The sequence below is a fragment of the Candidatus Nitrospira salsa genome, assembly GCF_965152625.1.
Window position 1 is genome coordinate 1,564,210 of the sequence record NZ_CBCUCO010000002.1, and the last position, 26,068, is coordinate 1,590,277.

Genomic DNA, 26,068 nt, shown 5'->3' on the forward strand with positions numbered 1-26,068 from the left:
GAGAATGGATTCGTCTCCATATAGGGAGGGCACGACTATTAGTGGCCAACAGACGGTCCAGATGCGGAACGATCCTCAACTAATATGGCTTGACGATGTTCTAAGCGATACACCCGATCAGCCGCATCAATGAGTCCAGCCTGATGAGAAATGGCTAAAATCGTGACAGTTCCTCGAAGCTCTCGTAACGTCTGGCAGATTTCAGCTTCGGTCTCCGAATCAAGGGCACTGGTGGCTTCATCTAAGATGAGAAGTCGCGGACGATGGGCTAAGGCCCGAGCAATGGCGATTCGTTGACGTTGTCCGCCGGAAAGACTACTCCCATGTTCACCGACAGACGTCTGGAGCCCTTCAGGAAGCTGCTGAACAAATTCCCAGGCTCCGGCCGCACGGAGGGCCAATTCAACATCACGATTCTGAAGATCCGGATCCCCTAATGTCACATTTTGATAGACCGAATCATGGAGTAGCAATGTTTCTTGCGGCACGTACCCGATGGTTCGTCGCCAGGCTTTGAGATCAACCGTTTCCAAAGGTAGGTCGTCAAGAAAGACTTCACCTTGCTGAGGTCGGATCAGGCCAATCACCAAATCAACAATGGTTGTTTTCCCGGCACCAGATGGACCGACGATAGAAGTAAAATCGCCTGCAGAGACTGTTAATGACACCTGCTGAAGCACCGTACGTTTGTCGTAAGAAAAGGTGACATTGTCAAATATTACTCCGCGGTCTAAGACTGGCATTTGATCACCGGAAACATCTTCACATTGCTGTTCTGCATGATCGATCGTTTCACGAAGTGACCAGTACGCACTCTCAAATATCACCATATCTTGATACTGACGTTGAACTTTCCCCAGTCGACTCACCATCTGAGCCAGCAATAAGATCAAAACCATAACGGTAGCAAATGGCATTCCCCATTTCACTAACGCAATATACAGTCCAAGAGCGACCAATATCGTCAGCATGGGTTCTTGAGACGCCCGTAGGGCTTCTCGACTTATAACCTGCTTTCTAATGGCTTTGTTTAACTTTCGTGTTTCGGTTTCCAACAGTGAACTAAACAAGGCTTCACGCGCCATCGCCTTGAGAGGTTTAACGGAACGCAGGCTGTCCGTCATCACAGCCAGCAACGATTTCAACAGCTTTGTTTGTCGCTTGCCAGCCCGCTTCGCCATGCGAATCAGTTTATTTAACACCAATAATAAACACACACTCGCGACAATCGCGGTCAACGTCACCTTCCATGACACCAAAAATGCCACACACATATAGACGAGAATTTGAATGGAAACAGCGGTAACATTGGCAGCAAAATGATAAGCACTGGCTGAACGTTGAGCTTCAGTAGCCACGGCATTCACCAACGTTCCCGCAGGTTGCCGAATATAATATTCCCATCGAGTTTTAAGCAACGCGCGAATGAGTGCCAGACGAAGATCGGTAGCCACATGTGCCATGGTATAGCCGACCTGCCGATTGGCTAACATTAAAAACACGTTTTTGAGCAGTATCCCGATTACAATGACGATGAGGAAAATCTCAAGTGAAGGTGAAAGCCCTACCTGACTCAACCCGTCCATAATCAACTGTCCAGGACCAACGTCAGGATCAGAACCGTTCCTGCTGGAAGCCGTTGACGGATGCTCTTGGTTATTAATGGCCGTACTTAACAATGGAAGAAGAGTCGACAAACTCAGTCCCTCCATAATGCCAGCTAACAACAGAGAAATGAGAGTGAAGAAGCTTGGCCAAGGGTAGGCACGACCGAACGCAAGAAGTAAGCTCATACCAATTTGCAGACAGTCTTTCTAGCTGGAGCGTTTAATAAATTGGGATGATCCTCAATTGAGACTGAGAGAAGAAACCCCAGACAGGGCATAGCACAGACAATCAGGCAATTCCAAGAAGGCGGCTAGACGACCTGAACCTCGACAGGTTCAGGCACTTATCACTTCTTGCTGAGTAATCCGTATTCTCGCAATTGCCGAGCCAATGAAACAGCAACCAACTGATGAGATTTGGCCGTCATATGTTCATCTTCAATGCTAAAATACAGGCCAGTTTCTCCCTGACGTTCCGCCTCAACCAACACAGTCAGTGAATCAAGCACTGGGATACCGGCTTCTTCACCAAATTCCTTAAACATGCGATTAATACGAGTAAGATCCAGCTTCAACTGTGGGTACACTTCTTGAACCTTGGCTTGATAGTCAGATTCAACTTGTAGCTTTGGGGCCATGACAGTCATGGCAAATGTTCCGCCTTGCGCTGATACTAATTCACGCATACGCAAGATCAGCGCTTTGGTCACCGACCACCCTTCTTCCCAGAGACGGGTATAGTCCTCAATTGACATATCACGCGTTGAATATTCAGGAGAAAACTCCGCAAGGAACGGCCATCCAATAAAGATATTCGGATCTTGAAATTTCGATGTTTTAAAACTACTCACAACCATTTTACCAAGACGATACAAGACCTGTCGTTTGTAATAAGCTTTCAAGCGTTCTTCCGGCAACCGGTCTTTCTCTTTTTCATAGAACGGCGAGACATGACTGAGATCGAGCTGTAGTTGCCCACGTTCATCAAGGCTCGCATACGCTCGAACCGTTTTCTTCTGGTGAAGTTGTTGTAAGGCTAACGTATTCGTTTGAATATCCGTATTGGGACTAAATGCCAGAATGACGAGATCTGGCTCATAGGAAAGACCTTCTTCTTCTAAAAACAATAACTCCTGTACGGTATTATAGGTGGCAAACCCACCGTTGATGAGCTCAACCTGATCAGTCCCAAGCTCTTTCGCCAAACGTGCAGGAATGATCTGATCAACCGGAACACCACTTCCAAACGTGGTGGAATCGGCGACAAGAAGAATTCGTTGACGATGATCTTTCGAGCCGATATCCGGCCCGCGCAACCCCTGTGCATTGATGTGCACAGATACATTAAAGTCCAGTTCCTGATGCGATCCGGTCAAACCAGGACCATAAGCAATCGTGCGCGTTGGATGAGGAACCGTAAATGAAGGACTGGAAAATGGCTGTGCAAGAGAACTAAAAAAATACAATCGAAGAAAACCTTCCATCACGACAACCATCATCACTATCGTCATGAAGACTAAACCCACATTGAGTAACGGCGTCTGCTTCTTCATGGAAATTGTCTGTTCACAAGATTTAGGGAGTAAAGAAACTAGGAAAATTTTCTGTAAGGGCCTTTTGCAGTCTGCGGGCGAATAAATTCCCGGCTTTGCCATTTGGATGCGCATCCGTAGGGGTCACCCAGAGCGAATGAGGCTCTTCATGTTCAACGGCAGGCAAAAGATCGAGAAATGGCACATCCAAAATCTCAGCGAGTGTCGCAATTCGCTCGGTGACTTGGGCAAAGGGATACGGAGAGACCTGGTGCAACTCTGGATAATTGACCACCATCAAGTTAATATCCTGTTCCCTGCAAAATTCAACGAGTTGTCGAATAGCCTGCTGCGCAGCCACCCACCCGGATTGATTCTCAACATAGAGATTTCGGTAATAATTCAACCAATCTCCTCGGTCAAAATAACTTCGCATGAAGACATCAAGACGACCGGCCAAGAATACTGCTGCATAGGAATGTTCCACGAATACATTTTGAGTGCGAGACGGAGTCGGCTCCGCATCATTAATGAAATAGTTTAACACCACGATGTCCGGACGATACCGAAAGCCTTCATGAAGGAAATACGCAGTTTGCATAGCCGTATTGGTGTTGCCAATTCCTGTATTCAATACCTCATACTGTTGCGGAGCCCCATCGCGATTTAGAATGGATTCGAGAACATTGGACGTGATGCCTTCTGGCGGAGCCCCCCACCCAAAGGTCACAGAATCTCCAAGCATCATAATGCGGACACGATTGCTTGGTTTTTCTAAATCATATTCTTGATCCCGCCACCCGACAGAATTGATCTCGACAGGTACGCCCATATAGGTTCCAGATCGATGGGGCACGTGCTCGTGCCCCATACCCGGGATCTCGCTAACACGTTTGACGTCACGCGCATAGCGCCACATTTCAATATCAAAATTATTGACATCCGATTGTGTCACCCTTACGTATGCCTCAAATACACCAAAAACCACAAACAGGCTCACGAGAGCCATCAACACCCCAAAGACAAAATTTTTCATGATATGTATAAGAACACGATAATAGATCCATACAATCTCCGGACAATCGAAGACCGATGATTGGCATTATGGCCAGCGAGTGTAAGCCTTGGCTCTTGATGAGACGGATCGTGATGGGAAGACCGGCTAAAGGCAAGCGTACTATCGCAAAGTATGTAGAAAACTTCTAGACTACCTCGTAGCGCACTCTTCTTTATCGAAAGTCAACACGGTTCGTCAACCGTATCTTGTGAAAACTATTTCAAATTTGAGGCGTATTTTATCGAATGACCGCAGAAGAATAAATAGGTCTCTTGACTCTACTTTTAAGAAAGGACGTCTCGTACATCCTCGATACAAACTGAAAAATTATCGCTCACGCGAGGATGCGAAATGACATCGCGGGTTGTAATACACCTATACTTCAAATTCAAGTCTACAGAAAGACGAAAATAGGCATCTGTTGCACGCGAGGGAAACAACTCAATCACTTGGGTCCCAGGATCGCAGAATACCAGATTAGCTAATCCAGAACCATGAGGTGCCACAATGACTTCAGCACCTTGAAATAACGCCACTTGTTCAACAAACGACAATTCTTCCAGGACGCAGGCTTCAAACCCTTGCTGACAGAGAAAATCGACTAACTCTTGCTCGTTCGTCACCATTCGTCTCTCGGCTAGTGCCCGGGACACATAAATCTTTCGTTTGGGCTTCAAACGGACATCTTGCATAGGCAAAAATGTTTCACGTAGCCAATTACACACCCACCGAGGGAAATGGTATCCAAAGAAAACTTGATGACAAGGGACCACAAGTTCATCACCACTGACCCAAGGAATCTGCATACTATTGATAATCTGATTTTCAGACATACACCTCAATTGATTGATGGTTTCGACTTGAAATGAATGAGAATATTGCAGGAAATAATAGTCGGTTTTTCCGTAAAACTCCTGAACCTTGGCAAGACGTGGGAGAACATCAAAGAGCCAATGCGAGTACTGATGTTGATTTTGAGATGTTAGAACCGCAATTCGCCCGGAAAAATGTCGAGGACGTAGATGACGCGTACGATAAGCGACCGGAACGCTATCCCGCCATCTCCGGCGACGATATTTTATTCGTTGCCTAAAAGGATGACACGCCTCTAGGACAGGTCGACTATTACCCTCAAACACAAACCCGTCCTGATCGGCAGATCCCTCGGGTATGAGCAGGGTATGATTGAGTGTCACATGAGAAGGCGTAGGACGATCCCAAAACTTTTCATCCAACACCACATGACAGCTGGCATAATCGAAACGCTCTGGAGGACTAAATGTTTTATCAATAAATTGCGAACCGGAGATTGGAAGATAGGGAACAATACCAAACCAATGGCCAACGCGTTCTACTCCGAAAAAGGGATAACACAGACATGCCAGCACATGCTTGAGCATCGCTCGGAATTTATCGACTTTCCAACGCTTTTGGGTCGGAGCGCTCTTAGGAGAAACGATTGCGGGATAGAGGGCATCCTGCTTAGCGAATAACCCATTGCGAGTCACAGGAGGCGAAGCATGGTCCTTTACCAGCTCAGGCACTATTTGTCCCTCTCAGTTTTCTGCACACATACTACGTGACGGACCCGAGTGATCCGAACACCCACGCGCGATGCAATCAGTTTCACCCTTGAGCATTCTGACAGTACGCAAGGTACCTCTCAGGAACCTGTACGAGAAACGATCTATCCAAGAACAGAACCCGACAACACAGGTTCAACTAGAATGGAAGTCCCGGTTCTGCCTGAGACCATTTCTGACATCTATCTCACGTCATGACCAGCACGACATCAATGTCAGAAAAACATTCTTGCCTCAAAGCAGATGATTCAACGTCCAGAACGGCAACGCAGGGGAAATATTTGATAAGAAAAAAAGGATAAATACAGGAAGGATGAAGGTAAAAACGGAGAATAAAGCATTGAAGAATATATTGTGAATAAAAAACCTACCGGAAAAATCAATAAAATCAAAAGACAGCACACGTAAAATAGTAAAATAAATGTTTAGTACAATTGAGATAATATTATTGTATCACAATAGCAAAGATTATGAGTTGAGAAAACCTAGAAGAGACTTCACTTTTTGGCTTACAACATTCGACTCACGAAGAGGTTTATGTGTTCGAATTTCATGATCTTGACCAAAAAAATATGCAAAACCCTGATCAACCAACACCTGGTGAAACGCATTCAGATCACGAAGCGGCCTCACAAACCCTTGACGCAATAAAAAGGCACTGAAACTTCTAAGTCCGCGGCTCCAGAAACTTCCTTGTTGATGTTCATATAACCATGCTCGACCTGCGACAACGATGGATTCACGCAGACGGGCAAATTGCGTCATGGGTTTTTCAGGTAATGCATATATAAAAACAGGTTTCCCGATTGAGACACTCTCGCCCACCATGGATTCACTATCTCCTGTCACAATAATGATATCGGCCACCGCAAGGTACCCCCAGTAGGGATTGGGTTGCTGCCCAGGCGTCCATCTATGCACAATGCCGGAGTTTCCGAGAGCTTTACTCAGGGCTTCTGTCGCTTGATTCCCCGTACGACGACTGGTCACAGCATGCACCATCCCGCCTGTTTTTTTGACAAATTCGGCGACATCCTTTCCTAACTGTCGCGCAACAGACTCATCCAAGACATTCCTCACTGTGCTCCCACCAACCAACAGCACCATATGAGGTCGAGGAGCGTCATGATAGAGGCCTGACCATTCTTGAGCTGCCGCTTCGAGCTGTTGATTGTTGACGCGATTTAACGGAGCCAAAGTCTCGATACGCTGCTCATTCGGCCACATACGGCAATATCCTGGAGCAATCGACACGTCGCCTGGCTGTACCGCTTGACTCCCCTTTCTTCCAAGCTGAATGAGCTTGGTTTTCTCCTGACTCTGCCTTCGTATCCACCGTGCGACAGGGGCCGTACGACGACCAGCACTGATCACCACATCGGGCCATGGGGGGACAAGTAACTGTGAAGACTCGCGATCCAAACAAATGGTGGTTGCACCAAGAAGACGTTCGTGAACTTTATGGAGCCACGCCAGACGAGAAAACCCAAGAGACTTAACGGTATAAGACCAGCCAAGCGCATCAGCTAACCCCAAGGACTGCGTGGAATTTCCAGGTCGATCATCTGTTAAGACCCAGACGGCCGGATGAAGTTGTGTCGTCGACGGATGATCAGCTTGGAACATGCGATCTTGTTGTGGGGATACGTTTTCACTCATAGCATAGAAATTCATAATGTCTGGCCAGTTATCGTGGTGTCACACCAGACAATAATCAATACCGCAATGACAGATCCAGATAGCAAGAGGCAATGGATTCAACCGCGATAATCCCAAAAAATCTTGACATTGAGACTGTAGGCGAAACACAATGCAAGACTGAACTCTCTCGTATTTGCGCAACAAACGCCTCCAGTAGCCTTATACACTCCATTCCATGTTCCAAGCCGATCTTATTTTACCCATAGAAAATCAAGTCCGTGAATTGGACGCCAAACTTCTTCTGGCTTGTACTGCAGCACAGAGAGGCTACTCCGTGATCATTGGGTGGAAAAGTGACATCGAACAGGGAATTTACCGTTTTCGTTCAGGGAGCCTCTACCTCGCAAAATCTTTTGCGCCCGTCAACTTGAAGATGTTGCGCATCTTAAAAGAATTAGGTCATTACGTCATCGCATGGGACGAGGAAGGTCTCGTGCATTACCCGCCCGACATCTACTTTGGTCGACGATTTTCAGGTGATGTTTTGCCGTATGTGGATAGAATTATTGCATGGGGAGAGGACAATGCCCAACTCCTCCGGCAATACCAATCTCCATTCCCTCTGCCAATACATGTCTTAGGTAACCCCCGGGGAGACTTATTACGGTCCGAATTGCGTCCATTCTTCGAATCAGCAGTCAAGGACCTCATTGATCAGCATGGACACTATATTCTCGTTAACACCAATTTTCCATCCGTCAACTGCTTTGATCCAGCCCTTAACACCTGCTATGAAGACATCAATGCGCCTGAAGGATTGGGGTTAGGAAGAGGAAGTCGCGGCATGCCGGAAGACTTTGCACGCGGCCGTTACTCGCATTTGAAACTGCTATTTGAGAAATTCAAAGAACTGTTACCATGGCTCGCAGAAACGTACCCAAATCATTCGATCGTACTTCGGCCCCACCCATCCGAAAACCAGGATTTGTGGAAACAAGAAGCTGATCGATATCCCAATATCATTATCAAAGCCACCGGGAACGTGATTCCCTGGATCTTGGGAAGTGCCGTCCTCATCCATAACGGCTGTACAACGGCCGTTGAGGCCTTTGCGATGGACAAACCAGTCATCTCATACGAACCTTATCAAAATGAACGCTACGACAACCATCTACCGACCGATTTAAGTAAATGTTGTACAACCTACGAACAAATCAAGATAAGCATCGACCAATACCTCAAGAATCCAACGCCTCATCCATCAGAGTTTCAGCGACTACAATTAACCAGATTTCTAGCGGCAACGGATGGAGCATTAGCAAGCGAACGCATTACGGACTTGATAGACTCGATGCAAGAAGACAGCTCTCTTTCACAGCCCACTCCTTCATCACGGATGAAAACCCTCGGCCAGGCAATGGTAAGACATGCTCGAAAAAAAATAAAACGTATCAGAGGCAATCTTCAATATAGTAAAGCTTTTCAGCAACAACGCTTTCCAGACTTAAACCAAGTGGATCTTGATCAGAAAGTACGTGATTTCAATCATTTATTAAAGTTTTCTAAGCCCGTAAAGTTGGATCCGTTAAAAACAAACATCATTAGAATAACTACCTAATTTGAGAAAAATGAGCGCTTCGCGTACAGTACGGCCTGCTAGCTGAGACCAAATCAAAGAAGCTTGAAAACTGAGTCGAATTTTACTCCTTCATACAAACACAGACTCTACCCTGTTAGCCGATTGAGAGGAACGTATCCCTTGTCAGATACATTAACCAATATCACAATTGAAAAATCCAAAGCGCAAGAAATTCTTGCACCATTCATCTCGAAACAATTACAGCCAAACGATCCAGAAATTCTAACCGAAATCGCGAAGCTTGATAGGCGATGGAAACGAAGAAGGTGGAAACGACAATTGTTAGGGTGGCTCCCTACTGGGATGCAAATCCCTCGATTGCTTCGTGGGGCGCGTAACCAACAATATGTACTGGAAAGTTATAACGCGAATTGGGAAAGAGTTGACTGGCCAAGCCCTTCGACCCCTCCCCGACCAAGAGAACTTGTATATGCCCAATGGGAAAATGGATACCTCTTCATTCGAAGCGGAGCATTATCACGAATTCATCTCGCGCTCATGGCCGATGTTATTGAGGAACTGAAACCACGCACAATACTTGAAGTTGGAAGTGGGAATGGATTAAATCTGTTCACGTTAGCGAGTCGTTTCCCCGAAATCGAATTTACCGGAGTGGAACTCACTGACAATGGTGTCGCACAGGCCCAAGCTGCACAACAAAGCCATCCATTACCTCACACGCTTGTTGAGTTTTTCCCATGGCCAATGAAGGATGAACAGGCATTGCGTCAGCTCACCTTTCGCCAGGGTGATGCCTGCGCACTCCCTTTTGAAGACTCAAGTTTCGACTTAATATTCACACGCCTCGCATTAGAACAAATGGAAACAATACGGGACAAGGCCTTACGAGAAATATCGCGAGTCGCACGTCATCACACCATGATGGTTGAGCCATTTGCTGAATTCAATCAGGATTCAACTCGATTCAATTATGTAAAGAGTAAGGACTATTTTTCATTACCCTATGCCCAACTCGAACAGTTTGGAATAGAACCCATTTATACCTTTTCGAATTTTCCACAAAAGTTAACACTTGGCGCTGGTCTTGTCGTGGGTAAAGTCGGGACTCATTCAGCTACATAATGACCACTTCATAATTTTCTAGTACATATGTCTCCTAGATTCCTTGATACTTTCCGCAAAAAATCACTTGATCCATCACGAAGCGATGCTGTTTTTGCCACGTACGATGAAGAGCGTGGCTATCGGGCATATCATGAGCATTGCCACACGTTGCTAAAAAAAACAATCAATAATGATGCGAATGATACACTCAGCCAGCAAGGCATTGAACACATACAGGCCATAGATACAACTGTGGCATCAGACACGCTCAGCACAATCATTTCTGAGTCCAATGTGTTAGCACAAAAGGAAACCATTGACTACTCTGAAATGCTGGCAATGCCAAATACACATTTCATCGAAAATCTGTGTGTGAAAATCTTTACGCCAGCGTTCGAGCAAAAACTAGTTCAGTATTTTAAAAGTGAATATTGTATCTATTGGCACACGATTCTCCGTGCCAGTCCCTCACCTCAAGCACGCCGTTCGTTTCTCTGGCACTGCGACAAAGGACCGAGCTGTCATATAAAATTATTACTCTACTTGAATGGCACGGAAGAGCATGGAGGAAATACTAAGTTCCTTGACCGCCATACAACTAAGCGCTTCGCTGAAACGGGCTATCTCTTTGGTCCTGTTGACGCAAGACAGCCAGACCTTTCCTCACTAGCGAAGGCCGCAAACATTGAGTATCACCCTCAGCAGTGGGACATGCAACCTGGAGATGGGATTCTCTTTGAACCGTCTCAAATCCTCCACTGTGGAATTCTACCAACCAAAGGCCCACGTTACGTAATCGCCTTTTGCTTACTTCCTAGTCCCCTACCATGGCATGAAGCACTTCAACGCACTCAAGGTAAGAGCATGAGCCAAGGCTACGCCTGGCACGCCAATGCTGACGACATTCGCAAAGTCCTACATAGCTAACACTTAAGACCTATATCTGAATCCCGTCGTAGTCATTGGCTCGAAAAATTTGTTGAAAAATGCGCCACTCTCATTTTTGTTATTACTGATGCACCTTGATGATCCTTTACGGGGCACCCACTCGGAATCAGCTGAACTCAAGACTCAATCGCTTCGCCGTCCGTTGTTTCCAGACCTGTCGACCAAACGATGAGTCTCGATTGACGCTTTGTCGAATGGCCTCGACTTTCATCTCTGAAAAAGGAAAATGAGGTGGCCCGGAATTAACTGATACAGGAAAAAGGGACACGACTCTCTTGGGAGATCTCACAGGAGCCTACGCAAGACTTTTACCACGAATGAAATGAGGTTCGATGCAATTTGAGAAAGCCTACGTATTGGGGTGGGCCTACCAAAATGCCCGAACGGGGTATTGAGTGATATGTTCATCAGGCGTGACAATTGTCAGTTGATGATGGATGGCTTGGCAGATGAGCATTCGATCGAAAGGATCTCGATGGTGGGATGGAAGTTTAGGTAAGTGAAGAGTTGCATGTTCTTCTAAGGGCAAGGCCATGATGCCATGTCGATCGCGTTGGTCCGTCATGAACTGATCGAACGGTATAGGTAGATGGAGTCGTCCAAGTGAGAATTTCACCATGATCTCCCAGACGGAGACGGCACTGAGAAACACTTCATTCGAAGGATCGCTGTAGACGGTTTTGCTGGCTGGAGAAAGTGTGTCGTCATCTGTTACCACCCAAAGGAAAGTACAGGTGTCGAGCAGAAATTTCATGAAGTCTGACCAGAGAACGCATTGACAAGATCCTCTGGCAGGGGAGTAAAAAATTCTGGGGGTATGGTGATTTGTCCTTTGGCCAAGCCAATTCTTCGTTTCCGAAAATCTTTTTTCTCGAGTGGTCGAATTTCGGCAATTGGTTCATTGCGTTTACACAGGATAAGAGTCTCACCTTGCTTGAGTTTGGCAAGATGTCGAGAAAGGTGCGTCTTAGCTTCATGAATGTTCAGCTTCTTCATGGTCATATATTAAACCATAAAGTTAGTTCAGTCAAATTCCTTATTTGTTGATACGATGAACAGAGCATTATATCGCTGATATTAAACGAGAATTTGAGACTTCTAGGCTTCGATCAGATAGTGGTGGCACAACGCAGAAAACCTATCGAGACAAGTCAATGAGGTGAGGTGGCCGCATTCTTCTTTTCGAATCAATACGTCAGTTTCTTCTCAAACGTCAGCGGCACATCAGCCAATAACTCGGCAATCTGCTTACCTGCATCCCCGGTTCCGTAGAGAGGATCCTCCTCTACTCTTCCCAGCGCCGCTTGCGTTTGAATGGCCGTAAGGATGTCGTGTCTGTCGTATTCCACATCGATCACATTGACACCCCGGTCACGTCCGGTTTGGCGACTGCCGATATTCACGGCAGGAACACCTAAATAGGAACATTCCCGAATGCCTGCACTAGAATTCCCGGCCAAGCATTTACTGTGATAGATGGTTTGCACAAAAACATCTGGTGGTAAATTTCTAAAAAAGTGGACATTGGGAAGCATATGATGCTCTCGAAACACACGAATCCCTTGCGATGTCCCGTCCGATCCGGCATCGACATTCGGCCAAAACCATAATGTCGGAAATCCGCTCGCGCTCACGGCATGCAATGTTTCTTCAATATGTTGCCGCGCTTGTTGAAACTCAGTCGTGACGGGGTGTTGTAAGACCACGATGTATCCCTTCGTCACATCAAATTCGTCCCCGACACCTCCATACTTCTTAAAAAACGTATCCACGCTCATCTGAGGACGCGCAATGGCGTGCTTGGCTAAATCAATGGATGGGCATCCGGTCACAAATACACGATCCGGCCGTTCCCCCATCCGCACAACTCGTTCCCCGGCTCGTTCAGTGGACACGAAATGCAGATCGGCCAACTTCGTCACAGCATGTCGAACTTTTTCATCAATCGATCCGGTGATTTCGCCCCCCTGAATATGCACCAAGGGAATATTCATATAGGCCGCACACACAGCAGTCGCCATCGTTTCAAACCGATCCGCAATCGTCACCACGACATCAGGCTTGAGATCATCGAATACGGTCGCCATCTCCGCAAGCCCTAACCCGGTCGACTTGGCAGAAGTCACGGGATTTTCACCTTCCACGATCATATAAACTCGACGATTGATGGTGAACCCATCTTTCTCAATTACGACATTCGTGCTTCCATAGCGGTCCAAAAGTGCGGAAGCGGCAACAACGAGTTGCAACTCAAGACCCGCATGATTTTGAATAGCCTCTAACGCCGACCGAATTCGTGAATAACTCGGTCTCGCCGTAATAACCACACAGACTTTACGTTTCCCCATACCGACTACTCCACATCCTCAATCTGAATACAGGCATCACGTTTCACTTCGCGACGAAGAGAACGGCCGAGCAATGTTGACAGTTGACTGGGCGGAACCCCTGTCCCAGGTTTTTTAATGGCGAGATGCTCACGGGCTAAGACCGTTCCTTTTGGCAAATCATCATTCGCCACAAGACTTTTCATGAAAATGTCTCGCAGAGACGCTATATCCTCAGGCAACGAGGATTTCACAACCGGATGCGCTTTCATCGTTTCGATCACACGAATACCGTCAACCAACTGTCGCAGTTCTTCTGTTGTAATGGAGGCCGGAACGTCAGGTCCAAACATCTCACGACTGAGCGTGACATGCACTTCTAATACTTCAATACCCGTCGTCGCTGCCGCTAACCCAGGATAGATTGTTCCAGAATGATCCGACAAGCCGACGGAACACCCATACCGCTCACGAAACATGGGCAACACATTCAACCCAATTTTCTCTGGAGGGCAAGGATAGAGTGACGTACATTGAAACACGGCTAAAGCTTCCGTCTGCTCACGCACATGTTGAACCGCGAGATCTATTTCATCAATCACGCTCATCCCTGTTGATAAAATAATCGGCAGATTCGTCGCGGCCATCGATTCCAATAAGGGAAAATTCGTGATCTCACCAGAGGGGACTTTCCAGGCTTCCACACCAACGTCGGTCAGCAACTTGACTGCCTCAAGAGAAAAGGGAGAGCTAAGAAAACACAATCCTCGCTCCTTCGCATGTTTGCGTAAACTCACCCATTGCTCAGGAGTAAATTCCATACGACGCCAATAGTCGTATCGTGTTTTATCTTGAAGACTAAATGACTTTCGCCAGGGTTCAGCAGCGGTACTTTCGGCTGCAGCAATATGGGTTTGAAACTTGACCGCATCGGCTCCCGCGTCGGCAATTGCATCAATAAATGCGTGCGCCAGGCCTAAACTCCCATCATGAGATTGACCAACCTCTGCAATAATGGCACAAGCAGAACCCGGGACGGGTTGTTGGAGCCACGTAGGATTCATTGTTTGCTCATTCGTAGGATTTAAAGGATTACGGTTGAATAATCATCATGGCGATTATTGCCCGGTCTTGGCGGCCTGTTCACGCTGCAACACCACATTGGCAAGCTCAAGCTCAAACGGCTCATCAATATTAATAATGTGCCGGTCTATCACCACTCCGACACAATCATCTTCGACAATATGTCCATTCGTCAAAAGCGTCTCTCTCGTCACGGCATAACACAATCCATTCCGCGAATAATAGGGAGGAATCGTTTGTCGTAGCGAATGCTGTGCCCCACCTTTCACATAAAAATCGAGGGAGCCAGACGGAGTCAATGTGAGCAATTTTTGAGGCGTAAAGTGACCCGGCACACGGCTCACCGTCGCGGCGGCATGATGCCCGCCGTCAACTAAGGCCTGCACCGTTCGCTCAACTTCTTCCGGCTGTCGTAAAGGAGTTGTGGGTTGCAAGAGAAGAGAAATCTCAAACCGACACTGATAGTAGTCTTCGCTTTGCTTCCAAGCATGTTGCCACATACCCACCGAAGATGCCTGATCATCTGCGAATTCTGCCGGACGAAGAAAGGGGACATCCAGACCATGGGCACGACCTTCTTCTGCCATTTCTTCATCATCAGTAGAGATAATGGCGTGGTCTATCCATTGAAGCGCCTTAACGGTTTGAGCCGCATGTGCAATCAACGAATACTCGCCCACCTTACATAAATTTTTCCTGGGTATTCCCTTACTGCCTCCGCGAGCGGGCACTACTGCCAAAATACGCTGTCCCTGCCAAGCCACAACATCTCCTGTGAAATATCATATCGCTACAGTAAAAAACGGATCACGTTCAGCTGAGTTATTCAATCGGCCATAACACAATTACATGATGCGAGTATCGAACGTTTATCGGAACAGCGCTAGACGGATTGATCAGGTCGCACAGCATTGACTGAATGGGCTCCGCAATCACGAAGTCGGGTGACACAAGTTTTTAGCACAAACGACAGAATGTCAGTACATGACTCAATCGTCGCGCCAAGACTTTTGAGCCCCCGAGGTCTATGCCTGCAATTCACTTAGCTTTTCTTTGAGGGAAGCAAAAGTCTCACAAATATACGTGAGCTGATCAGCGGTATGAGCTGCACTCACACTACAGCGCAGTAAACTGAGGCCATTGGGTGTCGCGGGGGGCAGCATCAGATTGACATAGACACCCTGTTCAATGAGACCATTCCAAAAGGCAATGGCATATTCCTTTGACGGAACAGTCGCCGCGACTACGGGAGAGACTTCCGGCCCAAGCGCGAAGCCAACCTTTTGTAACCCCTCATACAGGACATGACTATTTTCCCACAGTCGTTCACGCAATTGGTGATTTCCTTCAAGGATTTTTAAGGCCATTCGTGTTGAGGCCACCACCGATGGGCAGAGAGATGCTGAAAAAATATAGGGACGGCTCATGTATCGTATATAATCGAGTTCTGGCCGTCGACTCACGCAAAACCCGCCAGTCGATCCCAAGCTTTTACTAAACGTTCCCACAATAAAATCTACGCTGTCTTCCAACTTGGCCTCTTCGGCCAGCCCACGACCATGTGAACCGAGAACCCCAAGTGAATGCGCTTCATCAACGACTAAACAAGCGCCATATTTTTCTTTGATCGCGACAATAGCGGCCAAGGGTGCCCGATCACCCAGCATACTATAAATGCCTTCAAGGACAATCAGCGTTCTTGTTGCGCGTGCACCGAGTCTGACTAATCGCTTCTCAAGATCATTCACATCATTATGTCGAAATCGAATGATTTCCGCGCCGCCTAAACGACACCCATCGTAAATACTTGCGTGACTATCCGCATCAAGCAGGATGACATCTTCGGGACCTGCAAGGGTAGACAAAATTCCCAAGTTTGCTTGGTACCCGGTCGAGAAAACAATTGCGGTAGAACAACCATAAAATGCCGCAAGTTCCTGCTCAAGAGCCACATGGCCTTCAAAGGAACCATTCGCCATACGCGATCCAGTGGTCCCTGTCCCATGACGTTCCAACGCCTCGCGTGCCGCGGCAATGCATTGCGGATCAAACGTCAATCCCAAATAATTATTGGTACCAGCCAAAATGGTGCGGCGATTGTTGATCATGGCTTCTGTTGGAGAGAGGACTTGTTGGACAATGAGTCGAAACGGATCGACACCGTTGTCGACAATCGCCTGATGCGCGGTCCGAACCGGGGTAAATTTATCGAAGAGCGTCATGAGGATGGAACAAGCAGTTTTGAAATTTGAACAGCAAGGTCGTCAATCGTTCTCACGTCTGGAACAATATTGAGTGGCACGGAAATATCAAACTCATCTTCAATCGTTGACAACAGTTCCATGACTTGCATCGAATCAAGGCCGAGATCAGCCACGAGCTGTGTGTCTGGCCTCAAGGTTTTCCCTTCTTTGACAAAAGGGGATAGGACCTCGTAGAGCCTTTCGGTTATGTCACCATGATTGACCATCAAATCCCCCTTCTCGGTGTCGTGCATACCAGCATCAGATCATCAAGCAAAAGAACATCTGGAAGTCGAATTTAGGAAACGCGATCATCAGGATGCAATGAACGTCGCACCCCTTCTTCTAACGATATTGACGGCTCCCATCCTAACAACTCAGTCAGTTCTGTATTATCACAAACCCAATTAGGATGTCTCAATTCTCGCACTTTACCATAGGTCAATATTGGTTCATACTGAAAAAATTTTGCGAGTGTTTGGTTGATTGATGCCATCATACTCAGCACGGCTTTTGGAACCACGAATCGGAACACCGATTTCCCGCCCACCAATTCAAAGACCTCTAACCAGGAATACCCACTCGCATGTCCATCATGAAGCTCAAACGCCAAACCCGCGTGAGGTCCGCGTTCCAACCACATCATAACCGCGGAAGCTAAATCATCAACATACAACAATGAAAACCTGGAGTGCCTCTCCCCTAATTGCACGCCAATGCCTCGTTCAATCCATTGAAATAACGGAAGAGTTGCTCGGTCATGCGGTCCATAAACCGCTGGAGGACGAAAAATAATCCAATCCATCCCTCCTGCCACTTCTTGAAGGGCGACCTCTCCCTGCTGTTTACTCCAGGCATAGGCTGAAAGGGTTGGCTCTCTCGCTGCCAGTGATGATAGAAGGACGAAACGCGGAGGGCGATGTTGCGAGGCGGCGATACGTGCAATTCGACTCACACCCTCAACATTGCTTTCTTGAAACTGTGCGAGGTCAAGCCCTCGAATCCTCCCTGCACAGTGAACAACCGCGTCGACGCCATCGACAAGAGCGAATAGCCGCTCTTCATCTTGTAACGTCCCTTCAATATATTCTTTATGATGGAGTTCGTCTCGATGCCGATTGGCAAAAGAAGGACGGACTAATGCACGCACCGTCCACCCGGACTCTTCAAGACGCCGCCATAACACCTGACCGATAAATCCCGTACCTCCTGTTAAGGCAACTATTCGGGACATGGTCAGGGCAATGACGTATGGCGAATAATGATTAGAGAGAAGCTAAACTCTCAGAAGGAGCAGCACATAAGGCAAGATCTGGCGACTCGTTCCAATTGCCTCGTTTTAAAAAATCTTCACGAGCGCGAGATCTGGACAACTTCCCAGAAGAGGTTCGAGGCAAGGTTCGAGGAGGAATCAACTCAACAAAACAGTCAATTCCTAATTCTTTGTAAATAATTGGCTTTAATTGCTCAATTAAGTGTTCTCGTTTTTCAGAGTCTGTTTCACGACATTGAATGACGACCACAGCAGATTCTTCTCCACTCGACGATTTGACAGAAAATGCCGACGCATCACCTGGTCGAACACCTGGAAGACATTCTGCGAGGTACTCTAAATCTTGAGGCCAAATATTTTTCCCATTAATAATGATCAAATCTTTCTCACGTCCAATGATGACGAGACTTTCACCAATGCGATACCCAATATCGCCAGTATTTAACCATCCATCAGAGGAGAGAACTTCTTGGGTAGTGACAGGATCACCAAAGTATCCAGTCATCAGCCCTGGCCCTTTAACATAAATCACCCCGGCACATCGCTCAGGAAGGATGTCACCGAACTCATCACGGATTTCAACGTCACAATCCGGAATTGGGTTCCCGCAGTTCACATAGCTGCTTTCTCGAACATTGGTCTTTGAGCTTGGCGTGTCATCATCCAAGGGGATCGCTTCTTTATATTCCGCTAAATGATCCCCATCGACATAATCCACAATCAGACCTTGATCAAGTGGAGCAAAACTCACAGCCAATGAACATTCGGCCATTCCATAACATGCCACAAATGCCTTTTTATTAAAGCCACTGGGCTCAAGCGCTTTCGCAAACTGCAACAGGGACTCAGCGCGAACCGTTTCGGCTCCCACACCGGCGATACGCCAATTTGACAGATCGAATTGATCACGGTCCCGTTCGGCCAATCGCCTCAGGCATAATTCAAATCCGAATGAAGGACTGAACGATATCGTGGCCTTACTCTGCGTCATGAGATTCAACCATTGCCGTGGTCGCATCGCAAAATCTCGCGTGCTGAGATAATCCACAGACAACTGAGAAGCCAGTGGACCCAACACAAACCCCACTAATCCCATATCGTGATAGAAGGGCAACCATGAAACGCATCGGTCACCAGATCGGACCTGAAGTCCATGTTGGATGATCCCTGACAAATTGCTCAACACAGCCTCTTGCGTGATTTCCACACCACGAGGCCAGCGAGTACTTCCGGAGGTAAACTGTATGTACGCGAGTTCTGATGATCCCAGGGGACGTAACTCTTGCGCAGCTTCTGGAAGGCTGGCAAATACATCTGCCCCACCTTGAATCTCCAGATCAAGGCCTTGCGAAGCCTCCTCAAGATACGGAACAATTTCTTCCGGAGCCACTGCAGCAGAAGCTCCGCAGGTCATCAACAAACGATTCAATTGTTTGACGTACGCATCATGTCCGCCAAGGTGCATGGACACTGGGAGAGGAACAGGCACAAACCCAGCCATTTGACAAGCAAAGAAAAACCGAAGGAAATCAGGGGTTGTATCTGCAACTATCGCCACTCGTGCTCCACGTGGCAATTGAAGAGACAACAAACGCCTGGCAAGGGCACCGGACTGCTGATAGAGATCTCGATAAGAAAGGGCGACTGAAAGTTTCCCTCGGCTTGTGAAGAAATTACATCCGGTCGTTCCTTGTGCTGCATACTCAAGTGCATGCGACAAGCTTTGAAAGTTTCCCGGTCGAAGAGGAATTCCACTTTGAGTTGGGGTCACAATACTTTCCATTAATCTAGCCCCCTCATCTGCCACTTTCGTGAAGTACGAGACAGTACATTTCTCTCAACATCCATTTCCAACATTCTCCATCTATCCCTACCTATAAAAATACCTAAGTATATAATCTCATAGCAATTTACTTGGCACATGAAGACACAACCGAACCTAGGCTTTACTAAGCAATACACATACCAAAACGATAACGTGAAATTGTCATATATTACAGCCATTTTCTTTATTATTTTCACTACCTTATTGAAAAACTGTTGCTTAACTGCAACTGAAATGAGTCCATTTAGACACACTGCAAGCAAAAAATTTAATGAGACTTGAGGTGTGAAAGAATCAATTGATTGAGTTCGCTACCCGTCGTATTTGCTTGCTTAAAGTTAGGGGGGCCGGGCCAGCCATGATCCAAAAATTCTTGCTCAGCAAAGAGCTTGTGCCCAGAATATCTTGGGATGACATGAAAGTGCACATCTGGATCGACCATCATCAACATGAGGTAATTAATCTTTTCGTAAGAAAACGCACGAGCCAAAACACCTTCAACGTACTTCGCAACCTCACGTAACTCTAGAAAGGACTCTGCACTAAGCTCAGAAAAGGCTGAAACGTTTTCTTTGCACACGATCACCAAAGAACCGAGGGTTATCTGTTGCGGACGCAACAACACAACCCACTGATTAAATATTTTCAATCGAGTCTCTGGATCCCCGAATTTTTGCAAGGTCGCATTCATTCTCTCATTCTCCCTATTTTTTTTGAGGTTCCATCCTACAGACTTTGGACAGCAAGATGAAATTACCATATGATGAGAAAGGAACATATGGTGAGAAAGGATCATATTGCCACAGATCAATTGAACCGATAGGCCTAGACGCCTGTTCACGAATAAGAACCAAGACAAGCAAAAGTGAAGCGCCTGTTTAACCGATAGGGATACCGATAGGGATGTTGTATGAAAATGCGCTCAATCGTTTCAAGCTTCCACCAACAAAAACATCCTCCATCTTTTGCCGGGCCGATAAATACACCACTCGGAACAATCAAACGAGGTCCCAATCAGCGCCTGCTTGAGTTCACTTTCTCTGCTGCCTATAATTGTTACTCAAGATCAACATTCATCAGGGTAAGCCAAGCCATATAAGCCATGAATGCTTCAGGAAGTTTTTGGCGTGAACGCACGCATCACTTAGACAAGATGACCTTACGCGAACTCGTGATCGCGTACTTTCAATATCCAGCTGTCATCGCCTATATCATCTTACTTTTCCCAAGTTCCTACATGGCAATTGTTCCATGGCAAGAAAATTTTGCAACTCATTGGTCACTCTTGCTTCTTGCAGCCATGACAGCTGTCCTCGTCTATCCGGCTGTCTGGTACCTCCTCCACCGATTTGTGTTGCATGGCCAGTATCTTTACCGATCACCACTGACAGCCGCCTTATGGAAACGAATTCACTTTGACCATCATCAAGATCCCAATAATCTTCGAGTCCTCTTCGGGGCCCTCTACACCACCCTTCCGACCGTCGCCATCGTCACCATGACTGTTGGCAACCTTATCGGAGGTTATCAAGGTGCGGCAGCCGCATTTGCAGCTGGACTCGCGACGACGTTGGTCTATGAATTTTGTCATTGCATTCAGCACTTACGCTACGTGCCGAAATCTCAATTTCTTCGAAGGATTAAACGACTGCATTTGCTCCATCATTTTCACAACGAAAACGGCAATTATGGTATCACCAACTATTTCTGGGATAAACTGTCCGGTACGTTTTATGGACAATCAAATGATGTCCCTTCAAGTTCTACGGTCTTTAACCTTGGGTATAGCGAACAGGAAAGTGATCGCTATCCCTGGGTCGCCAAACTTTCCGAGTCCAATCAGTAGTGCGTTCGTACAGTGACGCGCATCATCCTCAATAGACGCATTTCCATTCGACTTCCCTACACTCATTTGCTATATGAGCCATGAGGCCGAGACTTTCGCCTTAGACTATTCACACAAACAGTAGGAAATTCGATTGACTGACATTGCCGCTAAGACGTCGTCTCTAGCGGCCATGAGGACGGTTTCGCTCAAAACCAATACAGTGCCAGGAACGACTGACCTGCACCCCATATCATGTCCGACTATGTCCAAATGAATTCGCACACTCACAAGACTTTTCAACAGTTGATCACGACCAATGAAGGCAACGCACTTCGTATTGTTCCCGTAGAAGATTCTCGAACCGTAGAACAGTTTATTCGTGTCCCGTGGGCAATTTACACCCATGATGAAAACTGGGTCCCCCCGCTCTTACTGGAACGGAAGCAACACCTTTCAAAACGTAATCCCTATCTTTCGCATGCCACCGTTCAATTATGGATAGCGTACCGCAACGATCAACCCGTTGGGCGCATCAGCGCACAAATCGATAGATTCCACCAAGAACGCTATCGAGACCACACAGGGTTTTGGGGTATGCTGGAAGCACATGACGATCAAGAAGTTTTCCATGCACTGCTGAATACGGCTGAACAGTGGCTACAAGAAAAGGGCATGCGTCGAACCCTCGGCCCTTTCAACCTTTCCATTAACCAGGAATGCGGACTCCTTATTGACGGAATGAATTCACCACCAATGGTCATGATGGGACATGCCCTCCCCTATTACCCCCAGCACATTGAATCGTACGACTATCGAAAAGCCAAAGATCTCTTCGCCTATCGCGTTGATCTTGACTTCATCATTCCACCCATTATTCAAAAAGCGATTCGCAAAGCCGAATCGTCTATCACTTTTCGTCAACTGCGACGGAATGATTTCAAAAATGAACTTGAAACAATTCACCGCATCTTCGAAGAAGCCTGGTCCGATAATTGGGGGTTTATTCCATTTTCCGACGAAGAATTTGCCGCGGTTGGCCAGGAATTACGACTATTAGTCGATGATAGTTTTATTCAAATCGCCGAAGTCGACGGAACACCGGAGGCCATGCTTGTCGCCTTCCCCAATGTGAATGAACTCATCCGAGATCTCAATGGACGCTTATTCCCAATAGGCTGGATGAAATTTCTCTGGCGTCTTAAGGTTTCACACCCTCAAACAGCGCGAGTCGTATTAATGGGTGTCAGAAAAAAATATCAAGGCACGCCACTAGGGGCAGTTCTCGCATTTGGCATGATCGACTCTGTTCGGCAGGCAGGACGAAAATGGGGAATCAAACACGTCGAATTGTCATGGATCCTGGAAGATAATATCGGCATGAAAAGTATGTTACAAGCGATCGGATGCGAGCAGTACAAGACGTATCGCGTTTATGAAAAACACTTGACAAAGAGGCAATAATCATCAAAGCCACACCACATCGTTCGACTTTTACGGCCATTGTGTTAGCTGGAAGCCGCGCCGCTCACGACCCCGTAGCTGAAGCTGCAGGAGTACCCTGCAAGGCGTTGACTCCGATCGGAAATACACCAATGGTATTTCGTGTACTTGAGACACTCAAGACAGCACAAACGATCTCACGTCGAATTCTTTGCGGCCCGGGTTCGTCCATCATTGACCAAGAGCCCCGGCTCCGTAGCTGTATTGACTCACAAGAAATCGAATGGATTGCACCGCAGTCGACTCCCAGTACCAGCGCCGCGTTTGCCATGCAATCCATTCCGCATGAGACACCAATCCTCATTACGACAGCCGATCATGCATTACTCACCCCTGAAATGGTCGACTATTTTTGCTCCAAGGCTCAGGCCAGCCAGAGTGATGTCATTGCCGGCCTTGTCCCCTCTGATATCGTCCAAGAGGCCTTCCCGCAATCCAAACGAACCGTGATGAAATTCAAAGATCAAGGCTATTGCGGCTGCAATCTGTTCGCCTTTCTCACCCCACAAGGTCGAACGATGGCTACATTCTGGCAGCAGATCGAACAAGAACGGAAAAAACCGCTTCGTCTTATCGGCACGCTCGGCTGGATGGCTGTCTTGCGATTTTTGACAGGGAACCTATCGTTGGCTCAAGGACTGGCAGGTATCTCAAAAAAACTGAATCTGAAGATTAATACGGTTTCGCTGCCATTCCCGCAAGCGGCTGTCGATGTGGATACAGTGGCTGACTGGGAACTTGTTCAGAAAATTGTGCAGGAACGGTCCGTCGGAACCTAGGGTTTTCCCGCATCATGTAAGCTTTCGACCAGTTTATGCGCATGATCAAGATCGGCTGAACTATCAATTTCTCCCCATTTCAGCCCGCGAATAGCACTGGTCCATACAGAGCCTGCTTGAGCCAACTCATCGATAATCGATAAATACCATTTTTTCAAAGACTCTGGTCGACGCAACGCCTGTTCAACGGCCTGACGAAAAACTGTTGGGCCTTCGTCACGGAACACCATCATGCCGATTGATTCCCCATGCGTCTCGCCAATGGGTATGGTTTTCCCCACCCTTGCCAGTTTCGTCCCATCAAGAATGACCTTCATATCATCGGCATCGTACGTTCCCTTGGAATCCGTCACGAGGGTCACCGGATGACGAGGTGAGGCCAGCAATTGCCGAGGCACGGCAGACTCGAACAACGTATCACCGTTTAACAAAATAAATTCATCGGTCATTTCTCCTCGAGCAACCCAGCAACTTCCTAAATTGTCAGCCACAGCATAAAAAGGATTGAAAATAGTACGAACCCAATTCTCATACCCTTGCTGCTGAAGGAGCTGCTCCACTTTGTCCGCACCATACCCCACTACAACAGACACTTGCTCAATGCCGCATTGACGCAGTTCCTGTAATTGCCATTCAAGAAGAGACTTTCCACCAATTTGGAGTAGACATTTTGGATTTTCAGCTGTGAGAGGCAATAACCGTCGACCTTGACCAGCACTCAGAATAATCGTTTTCATGATCACCTACATTAGAATGATTGTCCCAGCCCCTCTTCTACCATATTGCGTCTCATTTTTGAAATTCACCAAGAACTTCATCTTTTTTCTTGTCAATCCGGCCTGAGATTCAATACTCTTCCGTATCACATCGAAAAAATCCATCTCCACCAAGACAAAACAGGCTTTAGGCATAAAGCGATAGTGAGAAGAACGTTCCCTGGGGATTTTTCAAACAGGATTTCATCTCATTCGGATTTATACTCGTCGACAATGCCTCGATTCATGATACGGTAATCTAAACGTTGAGCCAGCATGATGTTATTAGAACGATATCTCGCCAGAGAAATTCTCAAGCCCTTCCTCGGCATTTGCGCAATCCTCATTACCATGTTTGTGAGCTTTAATTGGGTTCGCTTCTTAGGACGCGCTGTCGAGGCTCAACTGCCGTCCAGCATGATCTTCACCCTCATCATTTTCAAGGTAATTATTGCATTGGAAGTGCTACTCCCTGTTGCCCTCCTGTTATCCATCGTCCTTGGACTCGGACGTCTTCATATGGAATTAGAAATGACTGCTCTTTCTGCCTGTGGGGTGAGTCCCTTGAAACCTTTCAAGGTGGTGTTCTTGTTTGCCCTCGCACTCTCACTACTCGTCAGCTGTTTATCGCTGTTTATCCGCCCATGGGCCTATCAACAAAGTTACGACCTCCAAGCCAAAGCCGACACTGGATTTCGCGTGTCAGATCTTGAAGCCGGCCGATTTTATGAACGAAAAAAAAATGATGGCTCATTCGTCCTATTCATGAAAGACATTGACGTGAAAGACGGAAGAATGAAACAGGTGTTTGTGCAGACTGAAAAAGGGGACAATATTCGCATCCTGTCTGCGAAAGAAGGTTATGAACGCCGCGATCCTATCACCAATCAAATGTTACCCGTTCTCGTCGATGGATACGAATATAAATTGTCACGCCATGAAGGTATTAATCGCATTACGGCCTTTAAAGAACTCACCATTTTTCCAAGTGATAACCAATCGGTCTACTATACGCGAAAGGCATCACCAAACACTCAATTGGCCAAATCATCCAACCCCAAAGAGTTTGCTGAATTTCAATGGCGGCTCTCAACTGGTCTCTCGACTTTGCTCTTAGCTTTGCTCGGCATTCCGTTAAGTCGTGCCACTCCGCGCCAAGGGAAATATGCCAAACTTTTTGTTGCAGTCATCGCCTTTGCGATCTATTACAACCTTGGTGCCATTGCCATGACTTGGGTAGAGCAGGGCATCGTGGATCCAATCTTCCCTGGTATTTGGTGGGTCAATGGAATCCTGCTCATGGTGCTCCTCATCTATTACTGGCCACCCACGTTGATTCGCCAAGGACGAACGTCATAAGGTCACCATTCCACGGATATCTCC

23 protein-coding genes are annotated in these 26,068 nt (G+C 47.0%); 7 read left to right on the forward strand and 16 right to left on the reverse strand.

All coding sequences use genetic code 11. The features are described 5' to 3' along the window. Nucleotides 1-38 precede the first annotated feature (38 nt). The 5 genes from ACWQXP_RS09030 to ACWQXP_RS09050 form a co-directional block, all read right to left on the reverse strand. Nucleotides 39-1,793: an ABC transporter ATP-binding protein gene (locus ACWQXP_RS09030; protein WP_454062493.1), complete on the reverse strand. Its 1,755-nt coding sequence runs from the start codon at nt 1,791-1,793 to the stop codon at nt 39-41. A 161-nt stretch (nt 1,794-1,954) separates the two neighbouring features. After that, a complete protein-coding gene (locus ACWQXP_RS09035; protein ID WP_454062494.1) occupies nt 1,955-3,160 on the reverse strand; it encodes a hypothetical protein in 1,206 nt (401 codons plus the stop codon). A gap of 22 nt (nt 3,161-3,182) precedes the next feature. Beyond that, the gene (locus tag ACWQXP_RS09040) at nt 3,183-4,175 is read right to left on the reverse strand and encodes an SGNH/GDSL hydrolase family protein (protein ID WP_454062495.1); all 993 of its coding nucleotides are present in this window, start codon (nt 4,173-4,175) and stop codon (nt 3,183-3,185) included. A gap of 305 nt (nt 4,176-4,480) precedes the next feature. Then, nucleotides 4,481-5,740, reverse strand: coding sequence for a glycosyltransferase family 61 protein (locus ACWQXP_RS09045; RefSeq protein WP_454062496.1), 1,260 nt, complete (start codon nt 5,738-5,740; stop codon nt 4,481-4,483). A gap of 507 nt (nt 5,741-6,247) precedes the next feature. Further along, nucleotides 6,248-7,438, reverse strand: a complete 1,191-nt coding sequence (locus ACWQXP_RS09050) for a mitochondrial fission ELM1 family protein (RefSeq protein WP_454062497.1) — start codon at nt 7,436-7,438, stop codon at nt 6,248-6,250. A gap of 217 nt (nt 7,439-7,655) precedes the next feature. On the opposite strand from ACWQXP_RS09050, the gene ACWQXP_RS09055 reads away from it, so the two are divergent. From ACWQXP_RS09055 to ACWQXP_RS09065, 3 genes are all read left to right on the forward strand, one after another. Further along, the gene (locus ACWQXP_RS09055) at nt 7,656-9,038 is read left to right on the forward strand and encodes a surface carbohydrate biosynthesis protein (RefSeq protein WP_454062498.1); all 1,383 of its coding nucleotides are present in this window, start codon (nt 7,656-7,658) and stop codon (nt 9,036-9,038) included. A 141-nt stretch (nt 9,039-9,179) separates the two neighbouring features. Beyond that, complete coding sequence (locus ACWQXP_RS09060) at nt 9,180-10,142, forward strand: class I SAM-dependent methyltransferase (RefSeq protein ID WP_454062499.1); 963 nt, start codon at nt 9,180-9,182, stop codon at nt 10,140-10,142. Between the two features lie 27 nt (nt 10,143-10,169). Then, on the forward strand, nt 10,170-11,051 hold the full coding sequence (locus ACWQXP_RS09065; protein ID WP_454062500.1) for a hypothetical protein: 882 nt from the start codon (nt 10,170-10,172) through the stop codon (nt 11,049-11,051). 388 nt (nt 11,052-11,439) lie between these two features. On the opposite strand, the gene ACWQXP_RS09070 is transcribed toward ACWQXP_RS09065, so the two are convergent. The 10 genes from ACWQXP_RS09070 to ACWQXP_RS09115 all read right to left on the reverse strand — a co-directional run bounded on the left by ACWQXP_RS09070 (nt 11,440) and on the right by ACWQXP_RS09115 (nt 20,514). Then, nucleotides 11,440-11,826 carry a type II toxin-antitoxin system VapC family toxin gene (locus ACWQXP_RS09070; protein WP_454062501.1) on the reverse strand — a complete coding sequence of 129 codons (387 nt, stop codon included), beginning with the start codon at nt 11,824-11,826 and terminating at the stop codon, nt 11,440-11,442. Beyond that, entirely contained in the window at nt 11,823-12,074 is a 252-nt protein-coding gene (locus tag ACWQXP_RS09075; protein WP_454062502.1) for a type II toxin-antitoxin system Phd/YefM family antitoxin, read from the reverse strand. The genes ACWQXP_RS09070 and ACWQXP_RS09075 overlap by 4 nt, the downstream gene beginning before the upstream one ends. Nucleotides 12,075-12,259: 185 nt before the next feature. Further along, on the reverse strand, nt 12,260-13,420 hold the full coding sequence (gene neuC, locus ACWQXP_RS09080) for a UDP-N-acetylglucosamine 2-epimerase (RefSeq protein ID WP_454062503.1): 1,161 nt from the start codon (nt 13,418-13,420) through the stop codon (nt 12,260-12,262). Between the two features lie 5 nt (nt 13,421-13,425). After that, nucleotides 13,426-14,463 (reverse strand): N-acetylneuraminate synthase family protein, encoded by a 1,038-nt coding sequence (locus tag ACWQXP_RS09085; RefSeq protein WP_454062504.1) that lies wholly within the window; start codon nt 14,461-14,463, stop codon nt 13,426-13,428. 54 nt (nt 14,464-14,517) lie between these two features. After that, the gene (locus ACWQXP_RS09090; RefSeq protein WP_454062505.1) at nt 14,518-15,246 is read right to left on the reverse strand and encodes an acylneuraminate cytidylyltransferase family protein; all 729 of its coding nucleotides are present in this window, start codon (nt 15,244-15,246) and stop codon (nt 14,518-14,520) included. A 261-nt stretch (nt 15,247-15,507) separates the two neighbouring features. Continuing rightward, the gene (gene spt / locus ACWQXP_RS09095; RefSeq protein ID WP_454062506.1) at nt 15,508-16,704 is read right to left on the reverse strand and encodes a serine palmitoyltransferase; all 1,197 of its coding nucleotides are present in this window, start codon (nt 16,702-16,704) and stop codon (nt 15,508-15,510) included. After that, entirely contained in the window at nt 16,701-16,952 is a 252-nt protein-coding gene (locus ACWQXP_RS09100) for an acyl carrier protein (protein WP_454062507.1), read from the reverse strand. Before ACWQXP_RS09100 ends, spt begins: the two co-directional genes overlap by 4 nt. A 71-nt stretch (nt 16,953-17,023) precedes the next feature. Continuing rightward, nucleotides 17,024-17,959: an NAD-dependent epimerase/dehydratase family protein gene (locus tag ACWQXP_RS09105; RefSeq protein WP_454062508.1), complete on the reverse strand. Its 936-nt coding sequence runs from the start codon at nt 17,957-17,959 to the stop codon at nt 17,024-17,026. A gap of 31 nt (nt 17,960-17,990) precedes the next feature. Then, nucleotides 17,991-19,781 (reverse strand): fatty acyl-AMP ligase, encoded by a 1,791-nt coding sequence (locus ACWQXP_RS09110; RefSeq protein ID WP_454062509.1) that lies wholly within the window; start codon nt 19,779-19,781, stop codon nt 17,991-17,993. Nucleotides 19,782-20,091: 310 nt separating this feature from the next. After that, nucleotides 20,092-20,514: an HIT family protein gene (locus ACWQXP_RS09115; RefSeq protein WP_454062510.1), complete on the reverse strand. Its 423-nt coding sequence runs from the start codon at nt 20,512-20,514 to the stop codon at nt 20,092-20,094. 411 nt (nt 20,515-20,925) lie between these two features. On the opposite strand from ACWQXP_RS09115, the gene ACWQXP_RS09120 reads away from it, so the two are divergent. From ACWQXP_RS09120 to ACWQXP_RS09130, 3 genes are all read left to right on the forward strand, one after another. After that, a complete protein-coding gene (locus ACWQXP_RS09120; protein WP_454062511.1) occupies nt 20,926-21,669 on the forward strand; it encodes a sterol desaturase family protein in 744 nt (247 codons plus the stop codon). Nucleotides 21,670-21,903: 234 nt separating this feature from the next. Then, complete coding sequence (locus ACWQXP_RS09125; protein ID WP_454062512.1) at nt 21,904-23,112, forward strand: GNAT family N-acetyltransferase; 1,209 nt, start codon at nt 21,904-21,906, stop codon at nt 23,110-23,112. A gap of 41 nt (nt 23,113-23,153) precedes the next feature. Then, on the forward strand, nt 23,154-23,930 hold the full coding sequence (locus ACWQXP_RS09130; protein WP_454062513.1) for an NTP transferase domain-containing protein: 777 nt from the start codon (nt 23,154-23,156) through the stop codon (nt 23,928-23,930). Here ACWQXP_RS09130 and ACWQXP_RS09135 read toward each other — a convergent pair. After that, nucleotides 23,927-24,667: a phosphocholine cytidylyltransferase family protein gene (locus ACWQXP_RS09135; RefSeq protein WP_454062514.1), complete on the reverse strand. Its 741-nt coding sequence runs from the start codon at nt 24,665-24,667 to the stop codon at nt 23,927-23,929. The two genes, ACWQXP_RS09130 and ACWQXP_RS09135, sit on opposite strands and share 4 nt — an antisense overlap. A 294-nt stretch (nt 24,668-24,961) precedes the next feature. Here ACWQXP_RS09135 and lptF point away from each other — a divergent pair, with 294 nt between their 5' ends. After that, nucleotides 24,962-26,044: an LPS export ABC transporter permease LptF gene (gene lptF / locus ACWQXP_RS09140; RefSeq protein ID WP_454062515.1), complete on the forward strand. Its 1,083-nt coding sequence runs from the start codon at nt 24,962-24,964 to the stop codon at nt 26,042-26,044. The last annotated feature ends 24 nt before the right edge of the window (nt 26,045-26,068 follow it).

What these genes read in the sequence shown, in the direction of transcription:
- ACWQXP_RS09030 (WP_454062493.1), bottom strand. Translation starts at nt 1,793, where the DNA reads ATGAGCTTACTTCTTGCGTTCGGTCGTGCCTACCCTTGGCCAAGCTTC.
- ACWQXP_RS09035 (WP_454062494.1), bottom strand. Translation starts at nt 3,160, where the DNA reads ATGAAGAAGCAGACGCCGTTACTCAATGTGGGTTTAGTCTTCATGACG.
- ACWQXP_RS09040 (WP_454062495.1), bottom strand. Translation starts at nt 4,175, where the DNA reads ATGAAAAATTTTGTCTTTGGGGTGTTGATGGCTCTCGTGAGCCTGTTT.
- ACWQXP_RS09050 (WP_454062497.1), bottom strand. Translation starts at nt 7,438, where the DNA reads ATGAGTGAAAACGTATCCCCACAACAAGATCGCATGTTCCAAGCTGAT.
- ACWQXP_RS09055 (WP_454062498.1), top strand. Translation starts at nt 7,656, where the DNA reads ATGTTCCAAGCCGATCTTATTTTACCCATAGAAAATCAAGTCCGTGAA.
- ACWQXP_RS09065 (WP_454062500.1), top strand. Translation starts at nt 10,170, where the DNA reads ATGTCTCCTAGATTCCTTGATACTTTCCGCAAAAAATCACTTGATCCA.
- ACWQXP_RS09070 (WP_454062501.1), bottom strand. Translation starts at nt 11,826, where the DNA reads ATGAAATTTCTGCTCGACACCTGTACTTTCCTTTGGGTGGTAACAGAT.
- ACWQXP_RS09075 (WP_454062502.1), bottom strand. Translation starts at nt 12,074, where the DNA reads ATGACCATGAAGAAGCTGAACATTCATGAAGCTAAGACGCACCTTTCT.
- neuC (WP_454062503.1), bottom strand. Translation starts at nt 13,420, where the DNA reads ATGGGGAAACGTAAAGTCTGTGTGGTTATTACGGCGAGACCGAGTTAT.
- ACWQXP_RS09085 (WP_454062504.1), bottom strand. Translation starts at nt 14,463, where the DNA reads ATGAATCCTACGTGGCTCCAACAACCCGTCCCGGGTTCTGCTTGTGCC.
- spt (WP_454062506.1), bottom strand. Translation starts at nt 16,704, where the DNA reads ATGACGCTCTTCGATAAATTTACCCCGGTTCGGACCGCGCATCAGGCG.
- ACWQXP_RS09100 (WP_454062507.1), bottom strand. Translation starts at nt 16,952, where the DNA reads ATGGTCAATCATGGTGACATAACCGAAAGGCTCTACGAGGTCCTATCC.
- ACWQXP_RS09105 (WP_454062508.1), bottom strand. Translation starts at nt 17,959, where the DNA reads ATGTCCCGAATAGTTGCCTTAACAGGAGGTACGGGATTTATCGGTCAG.
- ACWQXP_RS09110 (WP_454062509.1), bottom strand. Translation starts at nt 19,781, where the DNA reads ATGGAAAGTATTGTGACCCCAACTCAAAGTGGAATTCCTCTTCGACCG.
- ACWQXP_RS09115 (WP_454062510.1), bottom strand. Translation starts at nt 20,514, where the DNA reads ATGAATGCGACCTTGCAAAAATTCGGGGATCCAGAGACTCGATTGAAA.
- ACWQXP_RS09120 (WP_454062511.1), top strand. Translation starts at nt 20,926, where the DNA reads ATGAATGCTTCAGGAAGTTTTTGGCGTGAACGCACGCATCACTTAGAC.
- ACWQXP_RS09125 (WP_454062512.1), top strand. Translation starts at nt 21,904, where the DNA reads ATGTCCGACTATGTCCAAATGAATTCGCACACTCACAAGACTTTTCAA.
- ACWQXP_RS09135 (WP_454062514.1), bottom strand. Translation starts at nt 24,667, where the DNA reads ATGAAAACGATTATTCTGAGTGCTGGTCAAGGTCGACGGTTATTGCCT.
- lptF (WP_454062515.1), top strand. Translation starts at nt 24,962, where the DNA reads ATGATGTTATTAGAACGATATCTCGCCAGAGAAATTCTCAAGCCCTTC.